Raw genomic sequence first — 20,102 nt, 5'->3', positions numbered from 1 at the left:
TCCGAATATTGGGGTATCGGCAGCGCGGCCGGGCAGGGGCGTCGCGATCGCGGCGGCCAGGGCGGCGGCGATGGGGGTGAAATGGCCGGCGGATTGGAAGGCGGCGCGGGCGTCGAGCATGGCCGGGGTGTCGCCGGTCATCTTGGTGGACGCGCCGGTGAGGAGACTGACGTAGCCCTGTTTGGCCAGGTCGTAGCTGTGGCCGAGCCGGCAGCGCAGGGTTCGGGTCGGCGAGTCGTCGGCAGCCGGGTCGACGCCGACCGCCAGGGGGTGGCCGCACTGTGGGCAGGCCAGTAGGTCGGCGCAGGCCAGGAGCCGATCCGCGGGGGCGGGCTGGGCCGTGCCGACTATGGGGTTCTGTGTGTTGTCGTTCACCGCGATACCGGTAAGCCGGGGGCTCCGGGGAGGAGCCCCCGGGTTGGGCTCACCGGCAGCGATCAGCTGGTGACCTTGACGAGTTCGTCACCGAGCGCCGCGGCTTCATCCGGCGTGAGCTCGACGACCAGACGCCCGCCACCCTCGAGTGGAACCCGCATCACGATTCCACGCCCTTCCTTGGTTGCCTCGAGGGGACCGTCCCCGGTGCGGGGCTTCATGGCCGCCATCCTCTGCTCCCTCCAGATCTGCGCGGTCTGCTGCGCACTTTCATGGAACTCCAGTTGTCACCAACCAGGCAGCCCGCCGGTATGTGGCGGGCTACACCTTGCCCATTCTTCCCTATCGCGGATCGGGGCGGGTACCTGAGTTCCAAAAACCGACCGACGTGGCGTTCAGCGTGTCCCCACATTCACCCAGCAATCGGCGATGTGATCGTCTACCATCCCTGTCGCTTGCATGAGTGCGTACGCCGTGGTGGGTCCGACGAATTTGAACCCGCGCCGCTTGAGTTCTTTTGCGAGAGCGGTGGATTCGGGCGTGACAGCGGGCACATCGGACATTTTCCGAGGCCGCTTCCGCGGGGCCGGGGCAAAGCTCCAGAGCAGCGTGTCGAGACTCCCGTCGAGATCCCGGGCAACCCGCGCATTGTGGACGCTGGCCTCGATTTTGGCTCGATTGCGAACAATGCCCGGATCGGTCAGCAGGCGTTCCACATCGGCCTCATCGAACCCCGCCACCCGCTCGATGGAGAAGTCCGCGAATGCCGCCCGGAACGCGGGCCGCTTGCGCAGAATCGTGATCCACGCCAGCCCCGATTGGAAGGCCTCCAGGCACACCCGTTCGAACAGCGCGTCATCGCCGTGCAGCGGGCGACCCCACTCCTGATCGTGGTAATCCCGGTACAGCTGCGAACCCTCCGACCAACCGCATCGAATTCGTCCGTCGGATTCCACGGGCACGGTCATCGGGTCGCCTCGGGGCCCGGCTCGGCGGGATCGGCGGTCAGCACTTCGGGAACGTCCCGTTCGCCGTCCGGGCGTGGCGTCTCTTCAGGCGCGGCCGCCGGGACCGTCGCCCGCGCCAGCTGACCCTCGAGTTCGTCGATGCGGGCGGCGAGCCGGGTCAGCGCCCAGTCGACCTCGCCCGCCTTGTACCCCCGGAACACCTGCTGGAAGCGCAGCGCCCGCACATCGGTCCCGCTGATGCCCGCCACGGGCAGCACGGTCACCGTGGTGCCCTCCGGCAGCGGCCCGAGCTCCTCGGACCGCCCGAAGACCGCACTGGCCACCAGGAACAGCAGGGCGGCGACCAGTCCGACGATCAGCACGTACAGCAGCATGGTGAGCATGCCCCGAGCTTAGGGGTCACCGCCGCGGGCGTCCGCCCACACCCCGGCGGAATTCGGCCGTCGAATTCCGCACTGTCCCTTCGCTACAGGTGGCGGGTGGTGTCGATGGACAGCGACATGCCCGCCAGGCCGCGGCGGCGGACCGAGAGCTTCTCGGCGATGTCGAGCAGCGCCTTGCCCGAGGGGCTCTCGGGCGCGCGCAGCACGATCGGGGTGCCCTCGTCGCCCGCCTCACGTAGCTGCTGTTCGATCGGGATCTGGCCCAGCAGCGGCACATTCGCGCCGATGGTGCGGGTCAGGTTGTCGGCCACGGTCTGACCGCCGCCCGAGCCGTACAGCTCCATGCGCGAGCCGTCCGGCAGATCCAGCCAGGACATGTTCTCGATGACGCCCGCGATCCGCTGCCGGGTCTGCAGGGCGATGCTGCCCGCGCGCTCGGCGACCTCGGCGGCGGCCAGCTGCGGGGTGGTGACGACCAGGATCTCGGCATTGGGGATCAGCTGGGCCAGCGAGATGGCCACGTCGCCGGTGCCCGGCGGCAGGTCCAGCAGCAGGATGTCGAGGTCGCCCCAGAACACGTCCGCCAGGAACTGCTGCAGCGCGCGATGCAGCATCGGGCCACGCCACACCACGGGCGTGTTGCCCTCGGTGAACATGGAGATCGAGATGACCTTCACGTCGTGCGCGATGGGCGGCATGATCATCCGCTCGACCTGGGTGGGCCGCTGCGTGGTGCCCAGCATGCGCGGCACGCTGTGGCCGTAGATGTCGGCGTCGAGCACACCCACCGAGAGACCCTTCGCTGCCATGGCGGCGGCGAGATTCACGGTGACCGAGGACTTTCCGACGCCACCCTTGCCGGAGGCGACCGCGTACACGCGGGTGAGCGATCCGGGCTGGGCGAACGGGATGACCGGCTCGGCGGCGTCACCGCGCAACTTGCGGCGCAGCTCGGTGCGCTGCTCGTCGTTCATCACGTCCAGGTCGACGCTGACGGCGCCGACTCCGGGCACGTCGTTGACGGCCTTCGTGACCCGTTCCTGGATGGCGGATTTCATCGGGCAGGCCGAGGTGGTCAGGTAGATCACGACCTTGACCGCGCCGTCCGCGCCGACATCGACGCTCTTCACCATGCCCAGCTCGGTGATCGGTTTCCGGATCTCCGGGTCGTTCACCTTCGCGAGCGCGCCCCGCACATCCGATTCCGTAACCACTGGCATGGGCCCAAGTCTAGGAGCGCCGGTTTCGCGCCCCGATGCGGGGCACACTCATGTCAGATGCCGGGTGGTATCAGATGCGGGGGAGGGCGGCGGCCGCGGGAGCGATGCCGGAGCCGTACGCGGTCTCCCACGCCATCACGTTGGCGACGTAGGCCATCGAGTTGTTGTAGCGCAGGATGGCCCGGGTCTGCTGGCCCGGGTCACGCATGTCGAGGCCGCCCGAGCACAGGTACTTGCCCGCGGTGAGCGTGGCGTCGTAGATGTTCTGCGGATCGGCGATGCCGTCCCCGTTGCCGTCGGCCGCGTACTTGCGCCAGGTCTCGGGGAGGAACTGCATGGGCCCGACGGCGCGGCGGTAGCTGCCGGACAGGCCGTCCAGATCGCCGCCGTCGGAGGTCTGGATGACATTGTTGCCGTACAGGCTTCCGTCCAGCACCGGGCCGTAGATGGGCTGCAGCGGATTGCCGTCCTCGTCGACCTTGCCGCCGAAGCCGTGCGTGGATTCCACCCGGCCGATGCCGGCCAGCAGGTTCCACGGCATGTTGCAGGTCGGGTTCTCCACGGCCAGCACGCGTTCGGCGTTCTGGTAGGCGTCGTGGGCGATGCCGGGCATGCCGAGCGGTCCGGCGGCGCGGGCGGCGGGCACCCGGCCTTCGGGCAGCGCGACGGACTTGATCTCCGGGGGGCCCACGGGCGCAACCTGTTTGGCCTCGTGCAGGAGGGGTTCGGGGGCCGGGGCGGCGGGTGGGGCCGCCTCCGGGCCGGGTAGCTGTTCGTCGTCGCCGAACTGGTGCTGGAAGGTTGCCGCGAGCTTGTCGGTGAGGTGGCCATCACCCGCTCCGGTAACTGTGGCGAGCCCTGCGGGCACGAGCCCGGTCAATGCGATGACCGATCCACGACGAACTCTGGGGACCGGGGGTTTACGGTGACGACCCACTGTGTGGTGACCCTCCATTGCCATCGGTTGATACCGGGGAGATGCAACACAGGTCACGTTACCTCATCCGAGACCTTCTTGTTACATCTTCGTGATCAACTTTCAGGTTTTGAAGGAATGCCTAGTCAAACGCGAGTTCCGGAGCGACGCGCCGAAACTCGCGAATCACACCTTCGTTACGGAACCGGCGCGGGGGCCGGAGCCGGGAGCGGGATCGTGATGCCGAACGGCAGCGTGATGCCGGGCGCCGGAGTGGTCGGGTCGACGGCCTGCGGGGCGGCGTCCGCGGGCGGCTGCGGCTGCGCCTCCGGCGTCATGGAGGGCGTCACCGTTTGCTGGTCCTGCGGTTGCTGAACACCCTGCTGCGGCTGATCCTGCGGCTTGTTCTCCGCCTGCTGCACCGGCGCGGTGCAGGTGGTGATGATGGGCTGGTCCTTCGGCAACGGCTTGCCGTCGGGGCCCAGCTTCTGGTCGGCGGGCCGCGCGTCCTCCGGCTTCGCGCCGTCCTCGGCGGGCGTGTCGGCGGGCTTGGGATCCGGCTGCGGGGCCGGAACCGCCACCTGCTCACAGGGATTGGCGGGCACGGCCGGGGTGGCCGGGCAGAAGATGCCGCACGGGATCGGCGGCAGGCCCGCGATGGTGATCATCACCTGGGTCGCGCCGGGCGTGGTGGTCACGACCGTCTGCTGGGTGCCCTCCGGCGCGGGTCCGGCCGGAATCGTCGTGGAGGCCACCGTGATGTCCGGGCCGTTGACCGGAACGTAGTTGTTGGGCACCAGATCCGGCGAGATGCTCACCTGCTGCGGCGCGCCGCCGGTCCGGTAGGCGTTGGCCCAGCTGAGCACATTGGCCGCGTAGGAAATCGAATTGTTGTAGCGCAGCACCGCCCGCAGCTGCTGCTGCGAGTCGGCCAGATCCAGGCCGCCCGAGCACAAGTACTTCCCGGCCGCCAGCGCGGCGTCGAAGACGTTGTTGGGATCGGGTGTGCCGCTGCCCTTTCCATTGGCCGCGTACACCGACCAGGTGCTGGGCAGGAACTGCATGGGCCCGACGGCGCGTACGTAGTTGCCGTCGGCGGCCTTGATGATCTCGTTGCCGGGCAGTGTCCCGTCCAGCGCCGGACCGTAGATCGGGGTGACCGTGGTGCCCGCGGCGTCGGTGCGGCCGTTGTTGGCGTGGTTGGACTCGATGCGGCCGATACCGGCCAGCAGGTACCACGGCAGATGGCAGTTGGGGTCCGAAGACTGCAGTGCCAGTTCGGCATTGCGGTAGGCGGCCAGCACGATCTCCGGGATGCCGAGCAGTCCGCCGCCGCCGGGCAGGGCGATGTCGCGCAGCGGGACGGTGCCGCCGAAGAGCGGCATGCCGTCCGCGGGCGGAGTCATTGCGCTGAGTTTGCGGGGCGCCTCCGGAGCCGCCGGAACCAGTCCGACGAGCCGATCCGACGGCGTGTCGACGGGTGTGTTCAGACTCGCGTTGTGCGCGGCCGAGGCCGCGAGCAACGCGTCCGGCGCGGCCTGCGGGGCGACAGGATGGACCGTCGTGTTGGTGGCGGAACCGGCGGTGACCAGGCCCGCTATCAACAGCGCAGACGCTGTCACCGGAGCAGAAATTCTCTTCGCCACCACACAATCCCCTCAGTCGTGCGGCCGGAGCCCCGTGGTGACACGTGTGCTGCGGCAGTGTCTGGGTCGGTCGCTCGGAACAACGTGATCCAGGTTACCCATGAGTCAGCTTGTTCGGTACAACTTCTGTGGTCAGTCGCCATCTTTCTGTGCCGAAATTGCGACCTCATTGGCCTTACGATCGGTACCCTTCTTTGCCTTCCGCGCCTGGACGATCTCCCCGTCGACGGCCAGTTTCTCCAATCTGACCAGCGTTTCCTTGATGTCGTCCAGTTCCCTGCGCACGTAGTCGCGCGTGGCGACTTCACCCACGGCGAGTCGCAGGGCGGCCAGTTCCCTTGCCAGGAACTCGGTGTCGGCCTTCGTCTGGGCCGCTCGGGTCCGGTCCTCCTCGAGCGAGACCCGGTCGCGATTGTCCTGGCGGTTCTGCGCCAGCAGGATCAGCGGCGCGGCGTAGGCGGCCTGCGTGGAGAACGCGAGGTTCAGCAGGATGAACGGGTACGGGTCCCACTGCAGCCGCAGCGCGAACACGTTGAGCAGGATCCACACCACCACGATGACGGTCTGGATGACCAGATAGCGGCCGGTGCCCAGGAATCGGGCGATCCGCTCGCTGGTGACCGCGAGAGCCTCGGCGTCCCAGTCCAGGCCGCGGAAGCGATTCTCGAGGGGCGTCTCCAGGCGTTGGCGCGCACTGGATTTGTCGAGCCGTTCGCTCATGCGCGGCCTCCCGTCCCTTCGATCACGGGCATCCCGTGCACATCGTGATTGTCCTCGTCCTGCTCACGCCAGTCCTCGGGGAGCAGGTGGTCGAGCACGTCGTCGACGCTGACGGCGCCCAAGAGATGATTCTCCGCGTCCACCACCGGTCCGCACACCAGGTTGTAGGTGGCGAAATATCGGGTGACCGCGGTGAGCGGGGCATCGGGCCGCAGCTGCACCAGATCGGTGTCCACGATGCCGCCGACCAGGTTCGCCGGCGGTTCCCGCAGCAGTTGCTGGAAGTGGACGCAGCCCAGGTACCGGCCGGTCGGGGTGGCGGTGGGCGGGCGCACCACGAAGGCCATGGAGGCCAGCGCCGGGGTGAGCTCGGGATCTCGGATCCGGGCCAGCGCCTCGGCGACGGTGGTGGAGGCGGTCAGCACCACCGCGTCCGGGGTCATCAGACCGCCCGCGGTGTAGGGCGCGTGCTCGAGCAGGCGGCGGACCGGTTCGGAATCCTCCGGATCCATCAGCGCCAGCAGCGATTCCGCCTCGCCCGCGGGCAGTTCGCCCAGCAGGTCGGCCGCGTCGTCGGGGTCCATGGCCTCGAGCAGGTCGGCGGCGCGTTCCACACCGAGCTGCTCGAGCAGTTCCACCTGGTCGTTCTCGGGCAGCTCCTGGACCACGTCGGCGAGGCGTTCGTCGTCGAAGGCCGCGGACACCTCGATGCGGCGCTTGAGCGGCAGTTCCCGCAGCATGTGCGCGACGTCGGCGGCCCGCATGCCCTCGAACTGTCCCAGCAGCTGGGTGACGTCCTGGCCGGGCATGTTCAGTTCGGTCTGGGTGAGCCCGCGCACCTGCGCCCAGTCGACCACGTGCACCGCGCCGCGGCGGCCGAAACCCACACCGAGGCGGCGGCGTTCGCGCACCGCGACCCGGGACACCACCCAGTCGCGGGTGCGGCCCTGCTCGATGCCGAGGTCGACCACCACCACGTCCACGCCCGCCAGATGCTCGAGCTCGGGGTCGGCGACGCGCACGGTGGAGTCGAGAATCTGCGCGATGGCCAGCAGTTCGCCCGGCCGCTGCTCGAAGCGGCGCACACTGATGGTGCCGGTGGTGAGGGTGATCGAGCCCGGTTCGATGGCCTGCACCCGCAGCATGGGCACGAAAATCCGTTTCCGGGTGGGCAGTTCGACGAGTACACCCAGCACCCGGGGTTGCTGACGGTCGTACCGTATCGAAATCACGATGTCGCGGATGCGGCCGATAGACTCGCCGTCCGGTCCCAGTACCACCAAGCCCGCCAACCGGGCGGCGAAAACCTTCGTCGCTGCCATGTTTGATAAGGCTAGTGGGTCCAGCGCGTCGGAATCGCCGCGCCACGAGAAGGAGTGACCCATGACATCGCGTCGATCGGTGCTGGCCGTACCCGGCAGTAACCCGCGCATGATCGAGAAGGCCAAGGGGCTGGGCGCCGACGAGGTGTTCCTGGATCTCGAGGACGCGGTCGCACCGGCGGCGAAGGCGGCCGCGCGGGCGAACATCGTGGCGGCTCTCAACTCCGGCGGCTGGGGTTCCCAGATCCGCGTGGTGCGGGTCAACGACTGGACCACCGAGTACACGTATGCCGATGTCATCACGGTGGTGGAGGGCGCGGGCTCCGAACTCGACGCCATCCTGCTGCCCAAGGTCACCGACGCCGGTCAGGTGCAGGCGCTGGACCTGCTGCTGACCCAGCTGGAGAAGGCCAACGGCCTGCCGGTCGGGCGGATCGGCATCGAACCGCAGATCGAGAACGCCCTGGGTCTGCGCAATATCGACGCCATCGCCACCGCGAGCCCGCGGGTGCAGACGCTGGTGTTCGGCCCGGCCGACTTCATGGCCTCGATCAATATGCGCACCCTCGTGGTGGGCGAACAGCCCGAGGGCTACGAGCCCGGCGACGCCTACCACCACATCTATATGACGATCCTGCTCGCGGCCCGCGCCCACGGCCTGCAGGCCATCGACGGCCCCTACCTGGCGGTCCGCGATATCGACGGCTTCCGCCGCAACGCCGCCCGCACGGCGGCCCTGGGATTCGACGGCAAGTGGGTGCTGCACCCGGATCAGATCACCGCGTGCAACGAGATCTTCAGCCCGCGCCAGGCCGACTACGACCGGGCCGAGGAGATCCTCGACGCGTACGCCTTCCACACCTCGGCCGAGGGCGGCGCGCGCGGCGCGGTCATGCTCGGGGACGAGATGATCGACGAGGCCAGCGCCAAGATGGCTCAGGTGATCGCTGATAAGGGCCGGGCCGCCGGAATGGCGCGGACCACGCGTTTCGAACCTGCGCCTGTCGGCACGAAATAGCATGATGGAGTCATGACGAATCCCATGGGGAATGCGAGCCGGGGCCGGCAGCCCGCCCTGCCGACGCCGCCGTCGGGCTGGCCGATCGGCTCCTACCCAACCTACGCGGAGGCGCAGCGGTCGGTCGACTATCTGGCCGACAACCAGTTCCCGGTGGAGGGCGTGACCATCGTCGGTGTCGACCTCATGCAGGTCGAGCGCGTGCTGTACCGGCTGACCTGGGGCAAAGTCATTGGCGGCGGCATGGTTTCGGGCGCCTGGCTGGGCCTGTTCCTAGGCTTGCTGCTGAGCATGTTCACCACCGGCGGCACCCTCGGTCCGCTGGTGGTCGGCCTGGTCGGCGGCATCATCTTCGGTCTCATCTCCGCGTCCATCCCGTACGCGGCGACCCGGGGCCAGCGCGACTTCGCCTCCACCATGCAACTGGTGGCGGGCCGCTACGACGTGCTCTGTGACCCGAAGACCGCCGAGCAGGCGCGCGACATGCTCGCCAGACTGGCCATCTGAATCGATGGAGGTATTGGACAAGGTCCGGGCCGCGGTGCTCGGTCACTTCGGGGTGGAGTCCGCGGACGCGGCGTCGGTGACGTTCCTGGGTCTGGAGCCCATCGACATCCTGCGCATCCCGGACGGCGAGTTCGTGCACTACTCGACGTTGGGTGGCTCCCGGCATCCGATGACCGATCCGGCGGCGGCGCTCGCCGATCCGGTGCGCGGACCGCGCGCGGAGCTGGTGCTGACCCTGCGCGGCGGCGCGGGCGCCGGTTCGGGGCTGACCCGGACCCTCGGCGTGCTGGTGGCCGCGCCCGCGGTCGAAGGCGTTGTGCTGCAGGCGGACGCGCTGCTGGACCTGGGCGAGCCGATCTGGGCCAACGCGCCGTTCACGGCGGTCCTGCTGGGCGAGAGCGGGATTCCCCCGGTGGTGCTGCCCGAACCGGCCGAACCGGTGCGGTTCCTGGCGGTCGCGCCGATCACCGCGACCGAGGCCGCGTGGGTGCGGATCCGCGGCGCGGCAGCGCTGCGCGAAGCCTGGGGCGAGGCGGGGATCGATGTGCGTGACCCGGCCCGTCCGGCGGCGAGCCTCTAGCTCGCCGCGGGGTTGCTCAAAGCCATTTGTTCCGATGGAAATTGACGTAGAGGATCCCGCACAGGACGAGCATCACGGCTATCACGATCGGGTAGCCGTAATGGGCTCGGAGCTCGGGCATGAAATCGAAATTCATGCCGTAGACGCCCGCGATCATGGTCGGCACCGCGGCCATGGCGGCGTACGCGGAGATCTTGCGCATGTCCATGTTCTGCTGGACGCTCACCTTGGCCAGCGCGGCATTGATGAGGGCGCTGAGGGATTCGTTGAAGTCGAGGATCTGCTCGGTGACCGCGGTGTGATGGTCGGTGACGTCGCGCAGGTACCGGCGGATCTCCTTGGGCAGCGGCAGGGTGGTGTCGTGGGTGAGCACCTGCAGCGGCAGCGCCAGCGGCTTCACCGCCCGGCGTAGTTCCACCACTTCGCGTTTGAGCTGGTAGATCGCCTCGATCTGGAGTTTGTTGGCAGGGGTGAACACCTCCTCCTCCATGGCGTCCACGTCTTCCTCGATGTCGGCGGTGACCGTCACGTAGGTGTCGACGACATGGTCGGCCACCGAGTGCAGCACCGCGCCGGGCCCGAGCGCGAGTTGAGCGGGGTCGGATTCGAGGGCTTTGCGGACGCCGGCGAGCTGGCTGTGGTCGCCGTGGCGCACGGTGATGACGAAGTCGGGTCCGCAGAACACCATGATCTCGCCGGTGTCGACGATCTCGGCGACGGTGTTGCGTTCGTGCGCGAGGTACTGCACGGTGCGCAGCACCAGGAACAGGATGTCGTCGTAGCGTTCGAGTTTCGGCCGCTGCTGGGCCTGCACCGCGTCCTCGACGGCCAGGGCGTGCAGGCCGAAGGTCGTGGCGACGTCGGTCATCAGCTCCTTGCCGGGTTCGAGCAGGCCCAGCCAGACGAAGCCGTCCTTGCGCTCGCGCACCTCGGTGAGGGCGTTCTTGTAGGTGCAGTGGTCCCACAGCCGCTGTCCGTCCACATAGACGGCGCAGTCGACGATCGCGCCGTGTGGTGCGGCCGGTTTGGCGGGCGCCGGTTCGCCGGGCCGCCCGGGCCAGTGGAACGAGGGCAGCGGCGGTAAGGAGGACACATCAACGATGCTAATCGTCCCGGGTCGGGGTGATCGTTTGCGCCGCAGGCAAGATAGGTGGGGTGCGCATCGATCTCCACACCCATTCCAACGCGTCCGACGGCACGGATACCCCGGCCGAACTGATCACGAAGGCTGCTGCCGCCGGTCTCGACGTGGTGGCCCTCACCGACCATGACACCACCTCCGGCTGGGCCGAGGCCGTCGACGCCTTGCCGCCGGGTCTGACGCTGGTCCGGGGCATGGAGATGTCGTGTGTGGGGCTCGGCGAGGACGGTTACCCGGTGCCGGTGCACCTGCTGGCCTACCTGTTCGATCCGACCGACGAGTCCTTCGCGCAGGAGCGGGAGCGGTTGCGCGCCGAGCGGGTGGTGCGGTTGCGCGCCATGGCCGAGCAGATGGCCGCGGACGGCCTGCCCATCGATCCGGAGGAAGTGATGGCCTCGGTGGGCCCGTCGGCGGGCCGCCCGCATCTGGCCCGGGCGCTGGTGGCCGCGGGTGTGGTGCCGACGGTGGACGCCGCGTTCCAGGATCTGCTGGCCCCGCACGGCCGGTACTACGTCGAGAAGGCCGACACGCCGTTGCGGCGGGCGGTCGAGATGGTGGCGTCGGCGGGCGGAGTGTCGGTGGTGGCGCATCCGCGCGCCCGCAAGCGGGGGCGGCTGCTGGCGCTGGACCACATTCGCGAGCTGACCGAGTTCGGGCTGGGCGGTCTGGAGATCGACCACATCGATCACAACGAGGCCGACCGTGAGGTGCTGCGCGGGCTGGCCGCGGAGCTGGGGCTGCTGACCACCGGATCCTCCGACTACCACGGCGCCAACAAGACCATTCGGCTCGGTGAATTCACCACCGACCCAACACAATTCGAGGAAATTGTGGGCAAAGCCAGTGGGGTTCCGGTGATCACCGCGTGAAGGTGTTCCGGGGTCTGAGCGGGATCGTCGCCGGGGGCACGGTGGTGCTGGCGGTCACGGTCGCCGGGGCCGCGAGCATCGGTGCTCGGCGCGGTTTTCCGGGCCCCGGAGCGGAGTCGGTGACATGGCATGTGGCCGCCGCACTCGCGGTTGTCGCCGCCCAGATTTATGCGGATAGGCGTCAAGGTTTTGCCGCTTTTTTCGGATGCTTGGTTGTTTTCGGGATAGCGGGATATCTGCTGTGGGCGCAGTGGTGGAATTGAAATACGCATAACGGTTGCGGTGAGTTGAACTGTCGTCGAACATTTGTCGATATGACCGAATTCGACGCCGATGTGCTGGTGCTGGGAGGTGGCCCGGCCGGATCCTGGGCCGCCCTTGCCGCGGCTGCCGCGGGCGCGCGGGTATTGGTCGTCGACAAGGCCCGCTGTGGATCCAGCGGACCGACGGCGCGGGGCGGGGTCACCCTGTGGAACATCCCGTCGGGCGCGGCCCGCGAGGACGCCGTACGGCAGAACTTCGCGCACGGCGGCGGGCTGGGTGAACCGGACTGGATGTACCGGGTGCTGGAGGAGACACACCGGCGGGTCGGCCAGCTCGTGCACGGCGGCTTCCACTTCCAGGGCGAACACGCCGAGCGCCCGTCGCGGGTCTACCTCGACGGCGCGAAGTATCTGGGCAGGCTGCGGCGCAGCATGGTGATCGCGGGGATCCGGATCCTCGACCACCATCCGGCATTGCAGCTGATCACCGACAAGGACGGCGTGGTCTCCGGCGCGGCGGGCGTGGCGCTGCACGGCGAGTCGCCCAACTGGATCGTTCGCGCTCGCGCGGTGGTGCTGGCCACCGGCGGCTGCGCCTTCCTCTCCGGCGGCGCGGGCACCGACGTGGATACCGGGGACGGCCTGCTCATGGGCGCGGAGGCCGGGGCCGAGCTGTCGGGCATGGAGTTCTCCAACGCGTATTCGCTGGCCCCGGTGGCCGATTCGTGGCCGCTCGGGGGTCGCCCGGTGTCGGCGGTGTTCGCCTCGGACCAGGTCATGCATTTCGCGACGCTGTACGACGAATCGCGGTCGGTGCTGTGGGGTCAGGGATGTGGTTCGCGGGCACAGGCTTTCGCGGCCATCGCCGATGGCCGGCGGGTGTACGCCGCGCTGGACGAGCTGCCCGAGGCGGTCCGCGCCGAGCTGCTGCGGCTGGGCCCGAGCCCGACCGGTCAGGTGCCGATGGGCGCGGTGCTGGAGGGCACGGTGCGCGGCACGGGTGGATTGCGCCTGGTGGGACCGGATTGCGCCACCACCGTGCCGGGCCTCTACGGCGCGGGGGATGTCACCACCCGGGAGCCGATCACCGGCGCGGTCAGCGGTTTCGGCGGTCAGAACGGTGCGTGGTCCATTTCGTCCGGGGTGTGGGCGGGCGCCGGCGCCGCCGGTTTCGCGGAGTCCCGGCGCAAGCTGGGGAAGGCGCGGCCGGTGCCGGGTGTGGGGCTGGGGGACAAGTCCCGCCTGGATCCGCGTGCGGTGGTGGGGCTGGTCCAGGAGCACACGTTGCCCCTGCGGCGCAGCTACTGGAGGAGTGACGGCAGCCTGCGGGACAGCATCGGCGAACTGGACGGCCTGTGGCCGGGTGCGGAGTTGGCGCTGGGCGGAAAAGGTCCTGATCGGCTGTGGGCCAGGCAGGCCGCGGCGCTGCTCGCGGTGGCGCGTTGGACGAAATATTCGGCGCTCGCCCGGACCGAGACCCGGGGTATGCATCGGCGTACCGACCACCCCGGGGCGGGAAGTGACTGGCGGGTACGGTTGCTCTCGGGCGGTCTCGAATCCGTGTGGGTACGACCGCAACCCGTGGTAGCCGAGGCGGCGCCGGCGTGAACCGGGCGGTAGGTTACTGATCGGTCGAGCAGCCCCCATGACAACCTCACAGCCGTCTCCGCGACCGGGTTGTGACAGTTATCCGAGTTCGGGTTCCCACCAGCGAGTTTCCGTTCACCTGCGCGTGACGCGGCTGACTTACTCTTCAACGATGGTGAGGCGACGCGACGGACCCGGGGTCGATTTGGCACCCCGTCGCAGCGACTGGCAGAATGGGCCGATCCCGGCCGCAGCCACCGCCCGGCCCGGGACACTCGGTGATCACGAACTCCGACTCGCGGGTTCACCCGGGATCACCCCGACTGTCTCGTCCGGACACACCCCTCCGGTTCTCGCTCGACGATCTGTGCCGCCGTCGACCATTCCGTCGCGGCGAAAAGATATATATGAGCACCGAAACCATAAAAACAGCTATTACCGAACGGTAACCGTCAAACGGTTGAGTCCGAACCGATCAGGAGTGAAAGCGTGTCACCCGTGACTGAAGCAGTGAATGCCACCGAGGCCCCCGCGTCCAATGGCGCGAACCTGTCCGACATCACCACGGAAGAAATTTTCGCCGGGCATCTTGGCGGCAAGCTTTCGGTCGAACTCACCGCACCGCTGGAAACCCAGCGGGATCTGTCCATCGCCTACACCCCGGGCGTCGCGAAGGTCTGCCTCGGCATCGCCGAGGACGAGTCCCTCGCCAAGACCTACACCTGGGCCGAGCGTCTGGTCGTGGTCGTCTCCGACGGCACCGCCGTGCTGGGTCTGGGCGACATCGGCCCGCGCGCGTCGCTGCCGGTGATGGAGGGCAAGGCGGCGCTGTTCAAGAAGTTCGCCGGGCTGGACTCGATCCCGCTCGTGCTGGACACCAAGGACCCCGACGAGATCGTCGAGACCCTGATCCGCCTGCGCCCGAGCTTCGGCGCGGTCAACCTGGAGGACATCTCCGCGCCCCGCTGCTTCGAGATCGAGAAGCGCGTCATCGAGGCGCTGGACTGCCCGGTCATGCACGACGACCAGCACGGCACCGCCATCGTGGTGCTGGCCGGCCTCAAGGGCGCGGCCGCGGTGCAGGGCCGTGACATGTCCGGCATGAAGGTCGTGGTCTCGGGTGCGGGCGCCGCGGGCGTCGCGTGCACCGACATCCTGCTGGCCGCCGGCGTCTCCGACATCGTCGTGCTCGACTCCAAGGGCATCGTGAGCAAGGATCGCGGCGACCTGAACGAGTACAAGACCGCGCTGGCCGAGCGCACCAACCCGCGCAATGTGACCGGCGGCCCGGCCGAGGCGCTCGCGGGCGCGGACGTGTTCCTGGGTCTGTCGGCGGGCACCATCGCCGAGGAGCTCATCGCGTCCATGGCGCCGGAGTCCATCGTGTTCGCCATGTCGAACCCGAACCCGGAGATCCACCCCGACGTCGCCGCCAAGTACGCGTCCATCGTGGCCACCGGCCGCAGCGACTTCCCGAACCAGCTCAACAATGTGCTGGCCTTCCCGGGCGTCTTCAAGGGCGCGCTGGATGCCGGCGCGCGCCGCATCACCGAGGGCATGAAGGTGGCCGCGGCCGACGCGATCTTCAATGTGGTCGCCGGTGAGCTGTCCGCGGACAAGATCATCCCGAGCCCGCTGGACCCGCGCGTGGCCCCGGCGGTCGCCGAGGCCGTGGGCAATGCCGCCCGCGCCGAGGGCGTCGCGTGATCACACGCTGAACCGAGCCGGAAGGGGCGCTTCGTCATCGACGAGGCGCCCCTTTCGCGTTCGCGGGCGCGGGATTCGGTCGTCCCCCACATGGGGGAGGAAGGGTCCGGGCGGTACCGTGCGGCCATGGATGTGACCAGGTCACTGGCCCGGCAGTCGCTGCTGGTGGCCGCGGTGGCGGCCGTGCTGGACGGCGCGCAGATGGTGATGTGCGGCGGGTTCGGCCTGGCCCCGGTGGCGGCCACCGTGCTGACCGTGGCCACGGTGGCCGCGGATCTGGCGCTGGCGGCTCCGGCGGCGACGGCGGCCGCGGTGGCGGTGGCGCAGGTGGTGGTGAAGGTGTCGGTGGCGGTGTTCGCGCACCATTACGGGCTCACCGCCAGGGTTTTCGATGTCGGGTTCCTGGTGGCCGGGTATCAGGCGGGCGCGTGGCTGAGCGGGGTGGTGTCGGTGATGACGGTGACATTGCTGGCGGGCGGCGCGTTGACGGTGAACGCGATGGCGGCGCTGGCGGGCACGAACAATCCTGTGCGGCTGGTGATCTCGGCGCTCGGGGCGGGGGTGGTGCCGTGGCTGGTGGGCCGGTATACGGCGGCGCGCGGCGCCTATATCGCGGAATTGGAGCAGCGGGAGCGGCTGCGGCGGCAGGAGCAGCGGGCGGCGCTGGATCGGGCGCTGGCCGATGAGCGGGAGGCGATCGCGCGGGATCTGCACGATGTCATCTCGCATCATGTGAGCGCGATCGGGATTCACGCGGGGGTGGCGCGAATGGCTTTGTCGCGCAGTGATTCCGAGTCGGCTTCCCGATCGGTGAACGCGGTGGAGACCAGTAGCCGGGCGGCCATGGTGGATCTGCGGCGGCAGTTGGATCTGCTGCACGGCCGCGAGGACGACGGTGAGCGACAGCCCGGGCTCGCCGATATCGACGATCTGGTGCATCGGGTGCGAGACGCCGGATTGACTGTGCGCGTGACTGTTTCGGGGGATGCGCCGGTGCTGCCGGAGTCGCTGGACGTCATGCTCTATCGGGTCGTGCAGGAGATGCTGACCAACGCGCTGCGGCATGGTGGCGAGCGGGCCGAGCTCGAAATCGTCTACCGGCCCGGCTCGGTGGAGATCCGCGAGACCAATCCGATCACCGTCCGTGCGCCGGGGTCGGATGTGCATCGCGGTCTGGACGGCATCCGCCGCCGGGCCGAACTGTTCGACGGGACCGTGGTCCACGGTGCCGATTCCTCCGGAACCCGGTGGGATATCCGGGTTTTCGTCCCGATCGGAGTCGCATGAGCATCACGGTCCTGATCGCCGACGATCATGCGGTGTTCCGTTCCGGCCTGCGCGCGGTGGTGGACGCTCATCCCGATCTGGAGTGCGTGGCCGAGGTGGGGGACGGCCGCGCGGCTATCGAGGCGGCCGCGCGCACGCATCCCGATGTGGCGATTCTCGATGTGCGCATGCCCAAGCTGGACGGTTTGGCCGCGACCGAGGCGATCGTCGCCGCGGGCGGCACCCGGGTACTACTGCTCACCACGTACGACAGCGAGGCGAATCTGCACCGGGCGCTGTCGGCGGGGGCGAGCGGTTTCCTGCTGAAAAGCCTTCCCCCTGAGGAGCTCGTGGCCGCGATCCGGGTCGCGGTGCGTGGGGACGCGGTCATCGACCCGTCCATGACGCGCAGGCTCGCCACGCGTTTCGCGCTCGGTATCGCACCGTCGGTGGAGCCGCCCGAGCTGGCGCAGTTGACCGCCCGGGAGCGGGAGGTGTTGCTATTGCTGGCCGATGCGCGCAGTAACGGCGAGATCGCGGCCGCGCTGGGTGTCGGCGAGGAGACGATCAAGACGCACGTGTCCCGGGTGCTCGCGAAACTCGGTGTGCGCGACCGCATTCAGGCGGTGGTGTTCGCGCACCAGCACGGACTCGGCCGGTAGCCGGCCGAGTCCGTGTCGGCGATCAGAATCCGAAGGACCCGGTGCTCGGCTTGGGCGTCGGGGTCGGGGTGGGGGTCGGGTTGTCGGCCACGGTGACCACCTTGGTGGTCGACGAGGCGGCCACACCGGTGCGGCCGGAGAAGTTCGCGCCGATGGTGTACGAGCCCGCCGCGCCCGGGGTCCACACGATGGTGGCCTTGCCGTTCGCGTTGACCGGGATGTCGCCGAGGACCTGGTCGCCGGCCTTGAACTGGATGGTGCCGCCGGCGGCCGCCGGGGACACGGTGGCCTCCAGGGTGACCGGGGTGTTGATCTTGGCGCCGCTCACGTCGGTGATGACGGTGGTCGACACGGCGTCGCTGGACACGGTGATGGCCGGGCCCTTGTCGGTGTAGTTGCCGTCACCGAGGGATCCGCTGTAGTTCATGGAGGTCGGCAGCGGGGTGTCGCGAGCGCAGTTGACGCCGACGGTGTACTGGATCTCGAACGTCTGCGACTTCGGCGAAATGTTCGGGTACACCGGGTATTTCACGATGCTGAACTGTGCGCGCACCCAGTCGGGCGAGGTAATGGAGTCCAGGTCAACCTGGTCCCCACCCATCTTGGCCGATCCCGGAACCGGGGTGAGGCACGCGGGGTGCAGGTCCTTGACCGCGTAGATGTATTCCACCGGAATCCCGGTCCGCTCGAACTTGGTCGATACGGTCACCACGTCACCCGGCACCGGATTGGTGTTCGACACCGTCCGGGTGAACTTGCTGTTCCCGTCGTTCCAGGTGATCGACCCGGGCGCGGCCGAGGCCATGCCAGGCATCGCCGCAACCGCGAACCCAGCCGCCACCGCGAACGCGGCAACCGACCCGGCCGCCCGCTGCATACTTCTGTCCACCATCGTTTCTCCCACGCACCGGGCGCCCTCGATATCGTCATCAAGGCAGGATTCACCCGAGTTGGCGGAATTAGATCACGCCGTTTACTCCCACGGACACGATTCCGAAATGAACCCATGTCAGATGGGTCTTCGATCATCCGCGGTTCTGGTCGACTGACCACCTGTGGCGTTGCGCAGGTCGCGGCGGTGTGGGTCGGTGGTGGGCATGCCGGCCCCGATTCGGGGCCGACGCACAGCCCCTCCCTTTAGTGCTGGCTGTTCATGTAGGCGGAGCCGTTGGTCACGATGCCGAAGGCCTGGCTGAGCAGCGTGAAGAGGACACCTAGAACGCCCATGGTGATGTGTGTTCCTAACTTTTATGTTGAGCCGGAACCGTTTCCGGTCACCACACCGATATCACACGGGTGCCGGGCGCTGCACCTCGGTTTAGTTCAGGTGGCGTAGAGGGTGATGGCGTTGTCCGCGCAGCGGTCGATGAAGGCGGTGTCGAGGGGGCGCTCGCCGACGAGGAGGCGGAAATACAGAGGGGCGGACAGGGTTTCGATGACGTCGCGGGGGGTGGTGTCGGGGGGTAGATCGCCGCGTCCGATGGCCCGCCGGATGATCTCGGAGCTCTGGTCGAAGCGGGTGGTCCAGAAGTGGTGGCGGGCGGCCGCGATCTCCGGGTCCGGGGAGAGGGCGACCGTGGTGCCCACCAGCCGGGCTATGCCGGGGCGGGAGATCAGGTCGGCGATCTGCTGGGCCAGTTGGCGGAGGTCTTCCCGGAGGGCCCCGGTGTCGGGGATGGGGTTGGCTTCGGCGGCGAGTTCGGTGATGGCGTCGGCGATGAGGGCGGTGCGGGTGCCCCAGCGGCGGTAGATGGTCGTTTCGGCGACGGCGGCTCGGGTGGCGACCTCGGTGATGGTCAGGCCCTCGATGCCGTGGTCGGCGATCTGGTCGAGGGTGGCGGCGAGGATGGCCTGGCGGACTCGGGCGGACCGGCCTCCGGTCCTGCGGCGGGGGCTTGATTCCGGGTTGTCGCGGTCTCCGGGCTGGTCCATGCCCTGTTCATAACAGGTTCGGAGGTTAAAAGCTAACAATTCTGGCTTTAGCCTTCCTATCGAACGGGGCTTAATGCTAGCTTTCCTTGCGTTAAGGATGGGGACGAAAGGACACAATATGGCCGAGCCCATCGAGATTCGCGCGGACCTGGGTGGCCGGCGGATCGCGCGAGATCAGGTGCGGGCGTGGGAATCACGGCGGGCCGGTGCCGTGCTGGGGAAGCTCGCCGCGCGGCTCGGAGAGCGCGCGCTCGCTGAACTGCTGCCGGATCGCACGATGGCGGAGTTGCTCGAAGCTCCCCTCGATGAACAACGAGTCACATTGACGGACTTGAAGATTCGCCTCGGGCATGCCGGGATCTACGCAATGCTCAAACGGGATCTGCTCGCGTCGGAGCGGATGGCTCGCGCTGGGGTGGCGATGAGCCGGGGTCGGACGGCGCACTCCGCGATTCGCCTGGAGGTCCCGGGCTACTCCGCGGAACGGTTCGCCGCGTGGTTCGAGAGTCTGGTCCTCGACAATCGTCAGGCCGAGATGGTCGAGGCCTGCCCCGATCACTATCTGCTCCGCGGGCTGCCCGACGGACGGCAGGAAGTCGTCGAGACCACCGGCGGGTCGCCGATGCCGACCCGGTTCCTGGTCGACTACACCACGACCGATGCCCTGAGCGTTCCGATCGACCCGCGATATCCGATTCAGATCGCGGGGCACGCGGTGCTCGATGACGGTCTGGTCGTCGGCGGCGTCCGCCACCAGTTCCGCGACCAGGACGGCACGCTGAACGCGCTTCTCACCGTTCAGTTTCCGGCGACCTTGCCGGGGAGGTTCATCCGGCAGCATCGGTGGCATCTGGCCGCGGAGTTCAGCAACTGGCTGATCGCGGCCGCACCACTGGCCGCGACGGTCTAGGGGTCCCGAAACGCGCGTGGGGCCCGGTCGTTTCACATAAGCAAATAACAACCCGGAAAACAACTAACACCAAACATAAAAACGGATTCCCGCAGGAGAGTTCTAAGAGG

Annotated in this window: 21 protein-coding genes and 1 pseudogene; 10 read left to right on the top strand and 12 right to left on the bottom strand. The window is 68.5% G+C overall.

Going from position 1 to position 20,102, the window contains the following annotated elements:
* Positions 1 to 45 precede the first annotated feature (45 nt).
* From ABZ382_RS21585 to ABZ382_RS21545, 9 genes and pseudogenes are all read right to left on the bottom strand, one after another.
* Positions 46 to 312: pseudogene (locus ABZ382_RS21585) on the bottom strand (putative RNA methyltransferase); the annotation flags it as partial.
* 125 nt (positions 313 to 437) lie between these two features.
* Entirely contained in the window at positions 438 to 605 is a 168-nt protein-coding gene (locus ABZ382_RS21580) for a DUF3117 domain-containing protein (RefSeq protein WP_083869218.1), read from the bottom strand.
* Between the two features lie 165 nt (positions 606 to 770).
* Positions 771 to 1,343, bottom strand: coding sequence for a DNA-3-methyladenine glycosylase I (locus ABZ382_RS21575; RefSeq protein WP_357091405.1), 573 nt, complete (start codon positions 1,341 to 1,343; stop codon positions 771 to 773).
* On the bottom strand, positions 1,340 to 1,726 hold the full coding sequence (locus tag ABZ382_RS21570) for a DivIVA domain-containing protein (RefSeq protein WP_357091403.1): 387 nt from the start codon (positions 1,724 to 1,726) through the stop codon (positions 1,340 to 1,342). Before ABZ382_RS21570 ends, ABZ382_RS21575 begins: the two co-directional genes overlap by 4 nt.
* Positions 1,727 to 1,809: 83 nt before the next feature.
* Entirely contained in the window at positions 1,810 to 2,946 is a 1,137-nt protein-coding gene (locus ABZ382_RS21565; protein ID WP_357091401.1) for an Mrp/NBP35 family ATP-binding protein, read from the bottom strand.
* 70 nt (positions 2,947 to 3,016) lie between these two features.
* Entirely contained in the window at positions 3,017 to 3,901 is an 885-nt protein-coding gene (locus ABZ382_RS21560; RefSeq protein WP_357092335.1) for a lytic murein transglycosylase, read from the bottom strand.
* A gap of 158 nt (positions 3,902 to 4,059) precedes the next feature.
* A complete protein-coding gene (locus ABZ382_RS21555; protein WP_357091399.1) occupies positions 4,060 to 5,484 on the bottom strand; it encodes a lytic transglycosylase in 1,425 nt (474 codons plus the stop codon).
* 156 nt (positions 5,485 to 5,640) lie between these two features.
* Positions 5,641 to 6,228, bottom strand: a complete 588-nt coding sequence (locus ABZ382_RS21550) for a DUF1003 domain-containing protein (protein WP_357091397.1) — start codon at positions 6,226 to 6,228, stop codon at positions 5,641 to 5,643.
* On the bottom strand, positions 6,225 to 7,550 hold the full coding sequence (locus ABZ382_RS21545) for a CBS domain-containing protein (RefSeq protein ID WP_357091395.1): 1,326 nt from the start codon (positions 7,548 to 7,550) through the stop codon (positions 6,225 to 6,227). Before ABZ382_RS21545 ends, ABZ382_RS21550 begins: the two co-directional genes overlap by 4 nt.
* 61 nt (positions 7,551 to 7,611) lie before the next feature.
* Between ABZ382_RS21545 and ABZ382_RS21540 the strand changes: the two genes are divergently transcribed.
* The 3 genes from ABZ382_RS21540 to ABZ382_RS21530 are packed head-to-tail and all read left to right on the top strand — an operon-like array spanning position 7,612 to position 9,655.
* A complete protein-coding gene (locus tag ABZ382_RS21540) occupies positions 7,612 to 8,568 on the top strand; it encodes a CoA ester lyase (RefSeq protein ID WP_357091393.1) in 957 nt (318 codons plus the stop codon).
* A 12-nt stretch (positions 8,569 to 8,580) separates the two neighbouring features.
* On the top strand, positions 8,581 to 9,075 hold the full coding sequence (locus ABZ382_RS21535; protein WP_357091391.1) for a general stress protein: 495 nt from the start codon (positions 8,581 to 8,583) through the stop codon (positions 9,073 to 9,075).
* A 4-nt stretch (positions 9,076 to 9,079) separates the two neighbouring features.
* A complete protein-coding gene (locus tag ABZ382_RS21530; protein ID WP_357091390.1) occupies positions 9,080 to 9,655 on the top strand; it encodes a suppressor of fused domain protein in 576 nt (191 codons plus the stop codon).
* Positions 9,656 to 9,671: 16 nt separating this feature from the next.
* On the opposite strand, the gene corA is transcribed toward ABZ382_RS21530, so the two are convergent.
* Positions 9,672 to 10,658, bottom strand: coding sequence for a magnesium/cobalt transporter CorA (corA, locus tag ABZ382_RS21525; protein ID WP_357092332.1), 987 nt, complete (start codon positions 10,656 to 10,658; stop codon positions 9,672 to 9,674).
* 152 nt (positions 10,659 to 10,810) lie between these two features.
* Here corA and ABZ382_RS21520 point away from each other — a divergent pair, with 152 nt between their 5' ends.
* From ABZ382_RS21520 to ABZ382_RS21495, 6 genes are all read left to right on the top strand, one after another.
* A complete protein-coding gene (locus tag ABZ382_RS21520; RefSeq protein ID WP_357091389.1) occupies positions 10,811 to 11,665 on the top strand; it encodes a PHP domain-containing protein in 855 nt (284 codons plus the stop codon).
* Positions 11,662 to 11,928 (top strand): hypothetical protein, encoded by a 267-nt coding sequence (locus ABZ382_RS21515; RefSeq protein ID WP_357091388.1) that lies wholly within the window; start codon positions 11,662 to 11,664, stop codon positions 11,926 to 11,928. The genes ABZ382_RS21520 and ABZ382_RS21515 overlap by 4 nt, the downstream gene beginning before the upstream one ends.
* Positions 11,929 to 11,979: 51 nt before the next feature.
* The gene (locus ABZ382_RS21510) at positions 11,980 to 13,536 is read left to right on the top strand and encodes an FAD-binding protein (protein ID WP_357091386.1); all 1,557 of its coding nucleotides are present in this window, start codon (positions 11,980 to 11,982) and stop codon (positions 13,534 to 13,536) included.
* A gap of 477 nt (positions 13,537 to 14,013) precedes the next feature.
* A complete protein-coding gene (locus ABZ382_RS21505; protein ID WP_357091384.1) occupies positions 14,014 to 15,222 on the top strand; it encodes an NADP-dependent malic enzyme in 1,209 nt (402 codons plus the stop codon).
* Positions 15,223 to 15,348: 126 nt separating this feature from the next.
* Positions 15,349 to 16,509 carry a histidine kinase gene (locus tag ABZ382_RS21500; protein WP_357091382.1) on the top strand — a complete coding sequence of 387 codons (1,161 nt, stop codon included), beginning with the start codon at positions 15,349 to 15,351 and terminating at the stop codon, positions 16,507 to 16,509.
* Positions 16,506 to 17,150, top strand: a complete 645-nt coding sequence (locus ABZ382_RS21495) for a response regulator transcription factor (protein ID WP_357091380.1) — start codon at positions 16,506 to 16,508, stop codon at positions 17,148 to 17,150. The genes ABZ382_RS21500 and ABZ382_RS21495 overlap by 4 nt, the downstream gene beginning before the upstream one ends.
* Before the next feature lie 22 nt (positions 17,151 to 17,172).
* Here ABZ382_RS21495 and ABZ382_RS21490 read toward each other — a convergent pair whose 3' ends face one another.
* The gene (locus ABZ382_RS21490) at positions 17,173 to 18,042 is read right to left on the bottom strand and encodes an Ig-like domain-containing protein (protein ID WP_357091378.1); all 870 of its coding nucleotides are present in this window, start codon (positions 18,040 to 18,042) and stop codon (positions 17,173 to 17,175) included.
* A 431-nt stretch (positions 18,043 to 18,473) separates the two neighbouring features.
* Entirely contained in the window at positions 18,474 to 19,082 is a 609-nt protein-coding gene (locus ABZ382_RS21485; RefSeq protein WP_357091376.1) for a TetR/AcrR family transcriptional regulator, read from the bottom strand.
* 73 nt (positions 19,083 to 19,155) lie between these two features.
* On the opposite strand from ABZ382_RS21485, the gene ABZ382_RS21480 reads away from it, so the two are divergent.
* A complete protein-coding gene (locus ABZ382_RS21480; protein ID WP_357091374.1) occupies positions 19,156 to 19,992 on the top strand; it encodes a hypothetical protein in 837 nt (278 codons plus the stop codon).
* Positions 19,993 to 20,102: the final 110 nt, after the last annotated feature.

The sequence above is a fragment of the Nocardia sp. NPDC005825 genome (genome assembly GCF_040630175.1).
Classification (GTDB): domain Bacteria; phylum Actinomycetota; class Actinomycetes; order Mycobacteriales; family Mycobacteriaceae; genus Nocardia.
Note: the sequence above shows the minus strand (reverse complement) of the source record. Positions and strands in the feature narration are given on the sequence as shown.

Coding starts and splice junctions, on each gene's coding strand:
- ABZ382_RS21580 (WP_083869218.1), bottom strand. CDS start 605: ATGGCGGCCATGAAGCCCCGCACCGGGGACGGTCCCCTCGAGGCAACC.
- ABZ382_RS21575 (WP_357091405.1), bottom strand. CDS start 1,343: ATGACCGTGCCCGTGGAATCCGACGGACGAATTCGATGCGGTTGGTCG.
- ABZ382_RS21570 (WP_357091403.1), bottom strand. CDS start 1,726: ATGCTCACCATGCTGCTGTACGTGCTGATCGTCGGACTGGTCGCCGCC.
- ABZ382_RS21565 (WP_357091401.1), bottom strand. CDS start 2,946: ATGCCAGTGGTTACGGAATCGGATGTGCGGGGCGCGCTCGCGAAGGTG.
- ABZ382_RS21560 (WP_357092335.1), bottom strand. CDS start 3,901: ATGGAGGGTCACCACACAGTGGGTCGTCACCGTAAACCCCCGGTCCCC.
- ABZ382_RS21550 (WP_357091397.1), bottom strand. CDS start 6,228: ATGAGCGAACGGCTCGACAAATCCAGTGCGCGCCAACGCCTGGAGACG.
- ABZ382_RS21545 (WP_357091395.1), bottom strand. CDS start 7,550: ATGGCAGCGACGAAGGTTTTCGCCGCCCGGTTGGCGGGCTTGGTGGTA.
- ABZ382_RS21540 (WP_357091393.1), top strand. CDS start 7,612: ATGACATCGCGTCGATCGGTGCTGGCCGTACCCGGCAGTAACCCGCGC.
- ABZ382_RS21535 (WP_357091391.1), top strand. CDS start 8,581: ATGACGAATCCCATGGGGAATGCGAGCCGGGGCCGGCAGCCCGCCCTG.
- ABZ382_RS21530 (WP_357091390.1), top strand. CDS start 9,080: ATGGAGGTATTGGACAAGGTCCGGGCCGCGGTGCTCGGTCACTTCGGG.
- ABZ382_RS21510 (WP_357091386.1), top strand. CDS start 11,980: ATGACCGAATTCGACGCCGATGTGCTGGTGCTGGGAGGTGGCCCGGCC.
- ABZ382_RS21500 (WP_357091382.1), top strand. CDS start 15,349: ATGGATGTGACCAGGTCACTGGCCCGGCAGTCGCTGCTGGTGGCCGCG.
- ABZ382_RS21495 (WP_357091380.1), top strand. CDS start 16,506: ATGAGCATCACGGTCCTGATCGCCGACGATCATGCGGTGTTCCGTTCC.
- ABZ382_RS21490 (WP_357091378.1), bottom strand. CDS start 18,042: ATGGTGGACAGAAGTATGCAGCGGGCGGCCGGGTCGGTTGCCGCGTTC.
- ABZ382_RS21485 (WP_357091376.1), bottom strand. CDS start 19,082: ATGGACCAGCCCGGAGACCGCGACAACCCGGAATCAAGCCCCCGCCGC.
- ABZ382_RS21480 (WP_357091374.1), top strand. CDS start 19,156: ATGCTAGCTTTCCTTGCGTTAAGGATGGGGACGAAAGGACACAATATG.